Genomic DNA, 10,304 nt, shown 5'->3' on the forward strand with positions numbered 1-10,304 from the left:
TCAATTGCAGCGGCAGCAACGGACGGGATCAGACCTGCTGCAGATCGCGCAGGAAATTGTCCCGCCACACCGACACGTTGTTCTCGCGCAGTTGCGCGATCATGTCCGCGTAGCGCGCGCGCCGTTCGGCGAGCGGCATCGTCAGCGCCTGCGACAGTGCATCGGCCATCCCGTCGATATCGATCGGATTGACGATCAGCGCGCCCGTCAACTCACGCGCGGCGCCCGCGAAGCGCGACAGCACGAGCACGCCCGGATCGTCCGGATTCTGCGCGGACACGTACTCCTTCGCGACGAGGTTCATCCCGTCGCGCAGCGGCGTGACGAACCCCACGCGCGCGAGCCGGTACAGCGCGGCCAGCACTTGCCGGTCGTACTGGCGGTGAATGTAGAGGATCGGCGCCCAGTCGAGCTCCGCATAGCGCCCGTTGATGCGCCCCGACTCCGCTTCGAGCTGCAGCCGGATGTCCTGGTATGCGCGCAGGTCCGCGCGCGTCGACGGCGCGATCTGCAGGAACGATACGCGGTTGCGAATCGACGCCTGATGCTCGAGCAGCTTCTCGAACGCCCTGAAGCGCTCGACGAGCCCCTTCGAATAATCGAGCCGGTCGACACTCATGATCAGCTGCCGCCCGCGCAGCGACGTCGCGAGCGTGCGCACCGCCTTGCCGTGCTCGCCCGCCTGCGCGAGCGACGCGATCTCGTCCGGATACACGCCGATCGGATAGGCGGCCGCGCGCAACGTCTGGCCGAACGCCCGTACGCGCACCGTGTGCCCGTCGTACTCGACTTCGCCGTCCGCCTCGAACTCGACGTAGTCGCAGAACGCGCGCAGATCGGGCTCGGTCTGGAAGCCGAGCAGATCGAACGCGCACAGCGACTCGACGAGCTCGCGGTGCGGTGGCACGTTGACGAGCACCTGCGCGGCCGGAAACGGGATGTGCAGGAAGAAGCCGATGCGGTTCTTCACGCCCGCATCGCGCAGCGCGCGGGCGAACGGAATCAGGTGATAGTCGTGCACCCAGATCACGTCGTCGTCCTGCAGCAGCGGCACGAGCTGCTGCGCGAGCCACACGTTGACGCGGCGGTAGCCGTCGAATTCGTGGCGGTCGTACTGGATCAGGTCCGCGCGGTAATGGAACGCGGGCCACAGCGTCGCGTTCGAGAAACCGCGGTAGTACTGGTCGTAATCGCGGCGCGTCAGCCCGACGGTCGCGAACGTCACGGGCCCGCGCTCCTCGATGCGGATCTGCGGCTGCGGCGCGCCGGACGCGACCACTTCGCCGCTCCAGCCGAACCACATGCCGCCGGTTTCCTTCAGCGCGTCGTAGACGCCGATCGCGAGACCGCCCGCCGCCGGTTCGCCTTCCGAAATCGGCGCGACGCGGTTTGAAACGATGATGAGCCGGCTCATGCGTGCGGTTGCCCCGCGCCGAGCCAGCGTGCGATCTGCTCATGCAGCGCGTCGACCGAATCGAGCCGCATCCGCGCGGACGTCTCGCCCGCGCCAACCTTGATCGACAGGCCGCCGCGCGCGTTGACCACCGCGAAGCCCTTCTCGTCGGTCAGGTCGTCGCCCGCGAACAGCGGCACGCGGCCCGCAAAGGGCGGCTCGTCTAGGAAAGCGGCCAGCGCACGCCCCTTGTCGACGCCCTTCGGCTTGATCTCGAACACCATCTTGCCCGGCTGCAGCACGTACGCATCCGGATAGTCGGCGACGAGGCGCTCGGCCGCTTCGCGCGCCACCGCCTCGCGCTCGGGCGCATTGCGAAAGTGCAGCGCGACGGCCGCGCCCTTGATTTCGAGCAGCATGCCCGGATGGCGGTCGACCACGCCGGCAAGCTCGCGCTCGATGCGCAGCAGGCGCTCGTCGTTGAAGCCGATGCGCTGCGTGTCGCCGTTCGCGTCGCGGCGCTCCGCGCCGTGCAGGCCGGCGATCGGCAGGCCGGGCATCTTCAGGAACGTGTCGAGGTTGTCGATCCCGCGACCGGACACGACCGCGACCGCGCCGTGAGAGCGGCGCGACAACTCGTCGAGCAGCGTCGGCAGCGACGGCGGAACGTGAATGCTGTCGGGGGTCGGCGCCAGCTCGACGAGCGTGCCGTCGAAGTCGAAGAAGAACGCGGTGTCGGTCAGGGACAGGGAAGCCGGAACGGATTGCATCGATTCGATAGTCTGAGGGCGACCGGAAAATGCCGGGCGCCGCTGCGCGAATGGAGTTGTGCGCATCTTACCGCGCCTGCGCCCCCAGATGGGCGAAACCGGGGCCACGCGAACATCGCTCCGCCCGCCGCGTCAACTGCGACATATTGCCCCGCTCGCCCGCGCCGTATTGGTTTCGAAAGGACGCGGGCGCGCGAATTGCGCTACAGTCGCAACCGCCTGCCGCGCGTCGCTCGTTCGGCGCGGCCGAACGGCGCTCCTTACTCCTTGCCCTATGAGCAATTTCGGACATTCGCATGCGCGTTCCATATGGAAACGGTCCCTAAGATGCCGTCCCGCCTCTCCCGCCTCATCCGCACGGCCGCGGCCCTCGCCGCCGCCGTGGCGCTCGCCGCGTGCACGCACGACGAGCCGCGCTGGAACCTGACCAACGTCACCGGCCACCTGCCCGACCTGTCGTTCGAGCTGACGGGCGGCGACGGCCGTCCCGTCGACGCCGATGCGTTCCGCGGCCGCGTCGCGCTCGTCTACTTCGGTTACACGCACTGTCCCGACGTCTGCCCCGAAACGCTGGCGCGGCTGATGGAAGTGCTGGCGAAGCTCGGCCCGCAGGCGGACAACGTGCGCATCCTGTTCGTCTCGGTCGATCCCGCACGCGATACGCCGCAGGCGATGCAATCCTATGTCGCCGCGTTCGACGCCGCGCATGCGCGCGGCCTGACCGGCACCGACCGCCAGATCGAATCCCTCGCGAAGCGCTATCGCGTCGCGTACCAGATGGAAAAACGCGATCCGTCCGGCGGCTACGAAGTGACGCACAGCTCGGCCGTCTACATCTTCGACGCGACCGGCCGTGCGCGCCTGCTCGCGACCGATCGCGATTCGCCCGACGCCATCGCCGCCGATGTGCGCCGGATCATCGACCCCGCCCCCACGACCTGAATTCCGCCATGAACACGAAAACGACCCTCAAGACGTTCGCCCTCGTCGCCGCGCTGTGCGCGGGCGCCCACGCGTATGCCGCCGGCGCGATCAGCGCGCAGAACGCCTGGGTGCGCTGGCTGCCGAACAAGCTGCCCGCGGGCGGCTACGTGACGCTCGTGAACACCGGCGACAAGCCGATCGATCTCGTCGACGTCGACAGTCCCGACTACGGGATGGCGATGCTGCACCAGACGGTATCGAACGGCTCGACGCAGAAGATGGAAATGGTCGACAAGCTGACGATCCCCGCGCGCGGCAAGGTCGACATCGCGCCGGGCGGCTATCACTTCATGCTCGAGGAGCCGAAGCACGCGATCAAGCCGGGCGACACCGTGCACCTGCGCCTGAAGTTCTCCGACGGCGAAACGGTCGACACGCCGTTCGCCGTGAAATCGCCGGCCAAGACGAAGTGATGCGCGCGCGATGAACGTCCTGTACTGGCTCGATCCGTGGGAACCGTCGCCGACCGTGGTCATCGCGGTGCTGACGGCCGCCGTGCTGTTCGCGCGCGGCGTGAAGAAGGCGAAGGTGTCGCCGCTGCGGCAGTTCTCGTTCTGGTTCGGGCTGACGGCGCTCTACATCGCGCTGCACACGCGGCTCGACTATTTCTTCGAGCACGAATTCTTCATGCACCGCGCGCAGCACCTCGTGCTGCATCACCTCGGGCCGTTCTTCATCGCGCTGTCCTACCCGGGCGCGGCGATCCGTGCGGGCATTCCGTTCCGCTGGCGGCAGCGCTTCGTGCACCCCGCGCTCGCGTGGGCGCCGGTACGGGCGACACTCGACGTGGTGTTCCATCCGGTCGTCGCGGTCGTGCTGTTCGTCGGGCTGATCTATTTCTGGCTGCTGTCGCCGATCCACTTCATCGCGATGCTCGACTGGCGTCTGTATCGCGTGATGAACTGGAGCATGGTGATCGATGGGCTGCTGTTCTGGTGGCTCGTCGTCGATCCGCGTCCCGCGCCGCCCGCGCGGCTGTCGCCGGGCCGCCGGATCCTGATCGTCGTCGCGGCGATCCCGCCGCAGATCGCGCTCGGCGCGCTGATCTTCTTCACGCCGCACGAGCTGTATCCGATCTACTCGATCTGCGGCCGCGCGTTCACGTGGCTGAGCCCGCTGCGCGACCAGCAGATCGGCGGCCTGCTGCTGTGGATTCCCGGCTCGATGATGAGCGTGATCGGTGCGCTGATCGCACTGCGGCACTGGCTGCGACTATCCGCGCGCGGGCGCCTGATCGGCGAGCGGGTCGCGCAGCGCGGGGACCCACCATCGGTCGCGCGCACCGCGCACTGACCGCCGCGCAGCGCGGCGCGCGTCACGCGCGCGCGCTGCTCATCCACACGTGCGGGATGCCGTCCTCGTCGTGCACGTCCGAACTCGGCGCGAAGCCGAATGCCCCGTAGAAACGCTGCAAGTGGGCCTGCGCATGCAGGCTCACCGGCGTGTCCGGCCATTGCGCGCGGATATGCTCGAGCGCGCGCGACAGCAGCCCGTTGCCGAGGCCGGCGCCGCGAAACGCGGCGGTCGTCAGCACGCGGCCGATGCGCACGTCGGTGTGCTGCGCGTCCGGCAGCAGCACGCGCAGATAGCCGGCCAGGCGACCCGCCGGATCGAATGCCGCCAGATGCCACGCGGCCTGGTCCGCATCGTCGATGTCGCGGTACACGCAGTTCTGTTCGACGACGAACACGGCGCTGCGCGCTTCGAGGATCGAATAGATTTCCCGCGCCGTCAGCGCGTCGAAGGGTTTCCAGCGCCAGTCGAGATCGGCGGTGCTCGAGGATGCGGCGGGTGCGGAAGCGTTCATGGTCGGTCCTGATTCGGGCGCGCCGGCCGGCGCGCGGCAACCGTCGATTATGCCTCGAAGCGCCTATCGCGCGCGATCGCCTGCCCGTGCGCGAAAAAAGGCCCCGCATCGCGCGGGGCCTGCTCGTCATGCCGTCATGCCGGCATCTCGCCGAAGCGGCCGCTGTTGAAGTCCTCGATCGCGGTCCGGATTTCCTCTTGCGAGTTCATCACGAACGGGCCGTAGCCGACGACCGGCTCGTCGATCGGCTCGCCGCTCAGGATCAGCAGCTTCGCGTCGCCGTTCGCTTCGATCTCGACGTCGCTGCCGTCGCGGCCGAGTTGCACGAACTGCGCTTCGCGCGCCACCGTCTCGCCGTTCACCAGCACGGTGCCGCTCAACACGACCACCGCGAGCGTCCGCCCTTCGGCGACCGGGAACCGCGCATGGCCGCCCGCCACGAGCCGCACGTCCCACACGTCGATCGGCGTGTGCGTGCGGGCCGGGCCGCGCCGCCCGTCGAACTCACCGGCGATGATCCGCGCGCGTCCCGCGCCGTCCGGCAGCTCGACCACCGGAATATCGGCGTTCAGCAGCGTCTGGTAGCCGGGCGCGCCCATCTTGTCCGCGGCGGGCAGGTTCACCCACAGCTGCACCATCTCGAGCGGGCCGCCCCGCTTCGTGAACGCCTCCGAGTGGAATTCCTCGTGCAGGATCCCGCTCGCGGCCGTCATCCACTGCACGTCGCCCGGGCCGATCGTGCCGCCCGCACCCGTCGAGTCGCGGTGCGCGACTTCGCCGTCATAGACGATCGTCACCGTCTCGAACCCGCGGTGCGGATGCTGGCCGACGCCGCGCGGTGCGCTCGCCGGTTCGAACGTCGCCGGACCGGCGTAATCCAGCAGCAGGAACGGGCTCAGGTGCGTGCCGTGAGACTGGTAGCTGAACATCGAACGCACCGGGAACCCGTCGCCGACCCAATGGCCGCGCGGCGCACTGTACACACCCTGGATCTTCTTCATTGCCCCTCTCCATATTGCGGCGAAACCCGTGTTTCGCATCCATGAGTCACAATATAGAGATGGAACGATCGATCCGGTAGACTGCCGAAATCGCACTCAGCGTTCCATTTCATGAACGATAAAGCGCGGGATCTGAACGATCTCTACTACTTCGTGCAGGTCGTCGAACATGGCGGCTTCGCGCCGGCCGGGCGCGCGCTGGACATGCCGAAATCGAAGCTGAGCCGCCGCATCGCGCTGCTCGAGGCACGGCTCGGGATGCGGCTGATCCAGCGTTCGACACGCCGCTTCACGGTCACGGACGTCGGCCAGACCTATTACGCGCATTGCCGCGCGATGCTCGTCGAGGCCGATGCCGCCGACGAGGCGATCGCACTGCTGCACGAGGAGCCGCGCGGCATCGTGCGCGTCAGTTGCCCGATCGTGCTGCTCGATTCGCTGGTCGGCACGATGATCGCCGCGTTCATGGCCGCGTGCCCGCGCGTCGAGATCCACCTGGAAGCGACCAACCGGCGCGTCGACGTGGTCGGCGAAGGGATCGACGTCGCGATCCGCGTGCGGCCGCCGCCGCTCGAGGACAGCGATCTCGCGCTGCGCGTGCTCGCCGAGCGCGGCCAGTGCCTCGTCGCGAGCCCTGCGCTGCTGCGCGAGCATGGCGTGCCGGCCGTTCCCGCCGATCTGACGCGCCTGCCGAGCCTCGACCACGGCGTGCCGCAGTCCACGCACGTGTGGCGGCTGCGCGGGCCCGACGGCGCGCACGCGGAGATCCATCACCAGCCGCGCTTCGTGACGGGCGGCATGCTCGCGCTGCGCACGGCGGCCGCCGCAGGCGTCGGCGTCGTGCAGTTGCCGACGATGATGGTGCGCGACGAGGTGTCGCGCGGTGAACTGGTCACGGTGCTGCCGGACTGGGCGCCGCGTCGCGAAATCGTGCACGCGGTGTTCGCGTCGCGCCGCGGGCTGCTGCCCGCGGTGCGGGCGCTGCTCGACTTTCTGGCCGAGCGGTTCGCCGAACTCGAACCCGATTGAGCGCGCCGCATCGCACACAGCCATGCGCTGCAGAGCGCCCGCGCGTGCCGTAGACTGCGGTACGCGCAGTGCGCATTTTTCAACCCCTATCGCTTTCCCGCCATGTTCACGCTGTCCAACGACCCTACCGCCTCCAAAGCCGATCAATACGCGACGCTCGTCGAGCAGGCACGCGCGCTCGTCGAATCCGAACGCGACCTGACCGCGAACGCGGCGAATTTCTCCGCGCTCGTCTATCACTCGCTCGATCGGCTGAACTGGGCCGGCTTCTACTTCTTCGACGGCGCCGAGCTCGTGGTCGGCCCGTTCCAGGGCAAGCCCGCGTGCGTGCGGATCGCGCTCGGCAGAGGCGTGTGCGGCACGGCCGCGCAGACGCGCGAGACGCAGGTCGTGCGCGACGTGCACGACTTCCCCGGCCATATCGCGTGCGATGCGGCGTCCGAATCGGAAATCGTCGTGCCGCTGGTGGCCGGCGACGGCACGCTGATCGGCGTATGGGACGTCGACAGCCCGGTCGCCGCGCGCTTCGACGACGAAGACCGCCAAGGAATGGAAGCGCTGTGCCGCGTGTTCGTCGAACACGCGTGGCAAAAGGCCCGCGGTTAAGCATCGCGGCGTCGCGGCGCTGGTCGCCGCGAACGACACGGGCCCCGCAAAGGGGCCCGTTTCATTGCAACACCGCGCCGCCGCATGCGACGCACGGCCGGCGTCAGGCCGCGTGCGAGCCCGACAGCGCCGCGAACGCCTGCGGCTTCGCGTCGTCGGTCAGCACCTCGAAGCCCGTTTCCGTCACCACGACCATGTGCTCCCATTGCGCGGACAGCGAATGGTCCGCCGTGACGACGGTCCAGCCGTCGGCCAGCACGCGCGTGTCGCGCTTGCCCGCGTTCAGCATCGGCTCGATCGTGAAGATCATCCCCGGCCGTAGCGGCAGGCCGGTGCCCGGGCGACCGTAGTGCAGCACCTGCGGCTCGTCGTGATAGACGTCGCCGATGCCGTGCCCGCAATACTCGCGCACCACGCTGAACCCTTCGCGATGGGCGACCTGCTGGATCGCATAGCCGACATCGCCGAGCGTCGCGCCGGGACGCACCGCGCGGATGCCGGCATGCATCGCCTCGTAGGTCGACACGACGAGCCGCCGCGCGAGCTCGTTCGGTTCGCCGACGAAATACATGCGGCTCGTATCGCCGAACCAGCCGTCCTTGATCACCGCGATGTCGAGGTTCACGATGTCGCCGTCGCGCATCGGCCGCGACGTCGGAATGCCGTGACAGACCACGTGGTTCACCGACGTGCACAGCGTCTTCGGGTAACCGTGGTAGCCGATGTTCGCGGGGATCGCGCCCAACTCGTCGACGATGTATTCGCGACAGCGCGCATCCAGCTCGTCGGTGGTGACGCCCGGCTTCACGTGCTCGGTGATCATCGTCAGCACCTGCGACGCGAGCTTCGCGGCTTCGCGCGACTTGGCGATTTCCGCGGCACCGCGGATCGGGATTTCGCGTTTCGCCATTACGCCACCTGCTCGATGCCTGGCGCGACCGTCTCGGCCGGCCCCACGTCGTCGCCCCGCGCCTCGGCCTCGATCAACATCTTGCAGATGTCGCCGTAGGACAGCGCCGGGTTGAGTTCCGCCAGCATCCCGACGCGCAGCCAGTGTTCGGCCTGCGCGTTGATCGAACGGCTCAGCGCCGTGCTCGTCGAGCGCAGCCGCTCATGCATGTGCTCGGAAATCTTGATGATACCCATATATCCCCAATTAAACGAAACGTAGTTGTTTCGTATATTACGCCACGCACGACGACCGGACAAGCCGTTCGTATCCCACCTCCCGCCGCCCCGCCGCGGGAAATGCCGTTGACATTGAATTCCAGTTTGCTGGAAAATCAATCCATCATGAAAGAATCAGCGAACACCACGGCCGACGATACCGGCATCAACGAGCGCATTGCCCGGCGCGTGCGCGACCTGCGCGCCGTTCGAGGCTACACGCTCGACGCGCTGGCCGCGCGTTCCGGCGTCAGCCGTTCGATGATCTCGCTCATCGAACGCGCGTCGGCCAGCCCGACGGCCGTCGTACTCGACAAGCTCGCGGCCGGCCTCGGCGTATCGCTGGCCGGGCTGTTCGGCGGCGACCGGGACGACGCGCCCGCCCAGCCGCTCGCACGGCGCGGGCAGCAGGCCGAATGGCGCGACCCGGCGTCCGGCTATGTGCGGCGCAACCTGTCGCCGGCCGGCTGGCCGTCGCCGATCCAGCTCGTCGAGGTCGATTTCCCGCCCGGCGCGCGCGTCGCGTACGACAGCGGCGGACGCGAAAGCGCGCTGCATCAGCAGGTGTGGATCATCAGCGGCCGCGTCGACGTCACGTTGGGCGATTCGCTTCACGAACTTCGCGAAGGCGACTGCCTCGCCATGCGGCTTGACCGGCCGCTGATCTTCAGCAATCCGTCGTCGCATGCCGCGCGCTATGTCGTCGCGATCTGCGATGCGTCCGCCGCCGGCATGCGAAGCGCGTGATGCGCGCATCGTGCGCACCACCGGTTTAAAGCCAAACAGGAAGGAACCCGTATGAATGCCCCGACACAGCGCGACGACGTGCGCCTGATCGATTGCAGCGAGGCCGAGCACGCAGCGGCCATTCTCGAGATTCTCAACGACGCGATCGTGAACTCGACCGCGCTGTACGACTACCAGCCGCGCCCGCCGGAAGCGATGGTCGCGTGGTTCGCGACGAAGCGCGCGGGCGGTTTTCCGGTCATCGGCGCCGTCGACGCAGCGGGCACGCTGCTCGGCTTCGCGAGCTGGGGTACGTTCCGCGCGTTCCCGGCCTTCAAGTACACGGTCGAACACAGCGTCTACGTGCGCAACGATCAGCGCGGGCGCGGGCTCGGCGAACTGCTGTTGCGCGAAGTGGTGCGGCGTGCGCGCGACGCGCAAGTGCACGTACTGGTCGGCTGCATCGACGCGGCCAATGCCGGCAGCATCGCGCTGCATACGAAGCTGGGGTTCGCGCACTCGGGCACGGTCGCGGAGGCGGGATTCAAGTTCGGCCGCTGGCTCGACGCGGCGTTCTATCAGTTGAAGCTCGAGACGCCGGCGCAGCCGGTGGATGGGTGATCTCGCGTGGTGGCCGTCGCATGCATCGTGCGCGACGGCTTTCCGGCGATGCAAAAAGAAAAGCCCCGCCGAAGCGGTAATGCCGTTCAGTTAAGGTTCTTTTTAAGGACGCGGACGGCATAGCGTTTTGGCACGGCCTTCACGGCCCGCTCGAATTTTCGAGCGGGCCGTTCTTCTTTGAGTAGCGCGACCAGACGTAG

Annotated in this window: 13 protein-coding genes; 7 read left to right on the top strand and 6 right to left on the bottom strand. The window is 68.1% G+C overall.

The genetic code is table 11. From position 1 onward, the window contains the following. Nucleotides 1-28 precede the first annotated feature (28 nt). Together otsA and otsB are read right to left on the bottom strand one after the other, a co-directional pair. Entirely contained in the window at nt 29-1,414 is a 1,386-nt protein-coding gene (gene otsA, locus QZM72_RS34310; RefSeq protein WP_089467009.1) for an alpha,alpha-trehalose-phosphate synthase (UDP-forming), read from the bottom strand. Next, nucleotides 1,411-2,163 (bottom strand): trehalose-phosphatase, encoded by a 753-nt coding sequence (otsB, locus tag QZM72_RS34315; protein ID WP_089467008.1) that lies wholly within the window; start codon nt 2,161-2,163, stop codon nt 1,411-1,413. The genes otsA and otsB overlap by 4 nt, the downstream gene beginning before the upstream one ends. 327 nt (nt 2,164-2,490) lie before the next feature. On the opposite strand from otsB, the gene QZM72_RS34320 reads away from it, so the two are divergent. From QZM72_RS34320 to QZM72_RS34330, 3 genes are read left to right on the top strand one after another with little or no spacing between them, the layout of a single operon-like run. Further along, on the top strand, nt 2,491-3,105 hold the full coding sequence (locus QZM72_RS34320) for an SCO family protein (protein WP_367620053.1): 615 nt from the start codon (nt 2,491-2,493) through the stop codon (nt 3,103-3,105). Between the two features lie 8 nt (nt 3,106-3,113). Beyond that, on the top strand, nt 3,114-3,560 hold the full coding sequence (locus QZM72_RS34325; RefSeq protein WP_301740320.1) for a copper chaperone PCu(A)C: 447 nt from the start codon (nt 3,114-3,116) through the stop codon (nt 3,558-3,560). 10 nt (nt 3,561-3,570) lie between these two features. Further along, the gene (locus QZM72_RS34330) at nt 3,571-4,440 is read left to right on the top strand and encodes a cytochrome c oxidase assembly protein (RefSeq protein ID WP_301740321.1); all 870 of its coding nucleotides are present in this window, start codon (nt 3,571-3,573) and stop codon (nt 4,438-4,440) included. A 22-nt stretch (nt 4,441-4,462) separates the two neighbouring features. On the opposite strand, the gene QZM72_RS34335 is transcribed toward QZM72_RS34330, so the two are convergent. Next, a complete protein-coding gene (locus QZM72_RS34335) occupies nt 4,463-4,954 on the bottom strand; it encodes a GNAT family N-acetyltransferase (protein ID WP_089467004.1) in 492 nt (163 codons plus the stop codon). A gap of 134 nt (nt 4,955-5,088) precedes the next feature. After that, complete coding sequence (locus QZM72_RS34340) at nt 5,089-5,955, bottom strand: pirin family protein (RefSeq protein WP_301740322.1); 867 nt, start codon at nt 5,953-5,955, stop codon at nt 5,089-5,091. Between the two features lie 111 nt (nt 5,956-6,066). Between QZM72_RS34340 and QZM72_RS34345 the strand changes: the two genes are divergently transcribed. Both QZM72_RS34345 and QZM72_RS34350 read left to right on the top strand, forming a co-directional pair. Beyond that, on the top strand, nt 6,067-6,984 hold the full coding sequence (locus QZM72_RS34345; RefSeq protein ID WP_301740323.1) for a LysR family transcriptional regulator: 918 nt from the start codon (nt 6,067-6,069) through the stop codon (nt 6,982-6,984). A gap of 102 nt (nt 6,985-7,086) precedes the next feature. After that, a complete protein-coding gene (locus QZM72_RS34350) occupies nt 7,087-7,590 on the top strand; it encodes a GAF domain-containing protein (protein WP_301740324.1) in 504 nt (167 codons plus the stop codon). Nucleotides 7,591-7,693: 103 nt separating this feature from the next. On the opposite strand, the gene map is transcribed toward QZM72_RS34350, so the two are convergent. Both map and QZM72_RS34360 read right to left on the bottom strand, forming a co-directional pair. Further along, nucleotides 7,694-8,500 (bottom strand): type I methionyl aminopeptidase, encoded by an 807-nt coding sequence (gene map / locus QZM72_RS34355; protein WP_301740325.1) that lies wholly within the window; start codon nt 8,498-8,500, stop codon nt 7,694-7,696. Next, on the bottom strand, nt 8,500-8,736 hold the full coding sequence (locus tag QZM72_RS34360; protein WP_301740326.1) for a ParD-like family protein: 237 nt from the start codon (nt 8,734-8,736) through the stop codon (nt 8,500-8,502). Before QZM72_RS34360 ends, map begins: the two co-directional genes overlap by 1 nt. A 147-nt stretch (nt 8,737-8,883) precedes the next feature. Between QZM72_RS34360 and QZM72_RS34365 the strand changes: the two genes are divergently transcribed. Beyond that, nucleotides 8,884-9,504: a helix-turn-helix domain-containing protein gene (locus QZM72_RS34365; protein ID WP_089466999.1), complete on the top strand. Its 621-nt coding sequence runs from the start codon at nt 8,884-8,886 to the stop codon at nt 9,502-9,504. A gap of 51 nt (nt 9,505-9,555) precedes the next feature. Then, entirely contained in the window at nt 9,556-10,104 is a 549-nt protein-coding gene (locus QZM72_RS34370; RefSeq protein ID WP_089466998.1) for a GNAT family N-acetyltransferase, read from the top strand. The last annotated feature ends 200 nt before the right edge of the window (nt 10,105-10,304 follow it).

The organism is Burkholderia sp. AU45388, assembly GCF_030481585.1.
In the GTDB taxonomy this organism is placed as follows: domain Bacteria; phylum Pseudomonadota; class Gammaproteobacteria; order Burkholderiales; family Burkholderiaceae; genus Burkholderia; species Burkholderia sola.

Excerpts from the sequence above, each read along its gene's own strand:
- QZM72_RS34325 (WP_301740320.1), top strand. The coding sequence starts at position 3,114 with ATGAACACGAAAACGACCCTCAAGACGTTCGCCCTCGTCGCCGCGCTG.
- QZM72_RS34360 (WP_301740326.1), bottom strand. The coding sequence starts at position 8,736 with ATGGGTATCATCAAGATTTCCGAGCACATGCATGAGCGGCTGCGCTCG.
- QZM72_RS34365 (WP_089466999.1), top strand. The coding sequence starts at position 8,884 with ATGAAAGAATCAGCGAACACCACGGCCGACGATACCGGCATCAACGAG.
- map (WP_301740325.1), bottom strand. The coding sequence starts at position 8,500 with ATGGCGAAACGCGAAATCCCGATCCGCGGTGCCGCGGAAATCGCCAAG.
- QZM72_RS34330 (WP_301740321.1), top strand. The coding sequence starts at position 3,571 with ATGAACGTCCTGTACTGGCTCGATCCGTGGGAACCGTCGCCGACCGTG.
- QZM72_RS34350 (WP_301740324.1), top strand. The coding sequence starts at position 7,087 with ATGTTCACGCTGTCCAACGACCCTACCGCCTCCAAAGCCGATCAATAC.
- otsB (WP_089467008.1), bottom strand. The coding sequence starts at position 2,163 with ATGCAATCCGTTCCGGCTTCCCTGTCCCTGACCGACACCGCGTTCTTC.
- QZM72_RS34335 (WP_089467004.1), bottom strand. The coding sequence starts at position 4,954 with ATGAACGCTTCCGCACCCGCCGCATCCTCGAGCACCGCCGATCTCGAC.
- otsA (WP_089467009.1), bottom strand. The coding sequence starts at position 1,414 with ATGAGCCGGCTCATCATCGTTTCAAACCGCGTCGCGCCGATTTCGGAA.
- QZM72_RS34345 (WP_301740323.1), top strand. The coding sequence starts at position 6,067 with ATGAACGATAAAGCGCGGGATCTGAACGATCTCTACTACTTCGTGCAG.
- QZM72_RS34340 (WP_301740322.1), bottom strand. The coding sequence starts at position 5,955 with ATGAAGAAGATCCAGGGTGTGTACAGTGCGCCGCGCGGCCATTGGGTC.
- QZM72_RS34370 (WP_089466998.1), top strand. The coding sequence starts at position 9,556 with ATGAATGCCCCGACACAGCGCGACGACGTGCGCCTGATCGATTGCAGC.
- QZM72_RS34320 (WP_367620053.1), top strand. The coding sequence starts at position 2,491 with ATGCCGTCCCGCCTCTCCCGCCTCATCCGCACGGCCGCGGCCCTCGCC.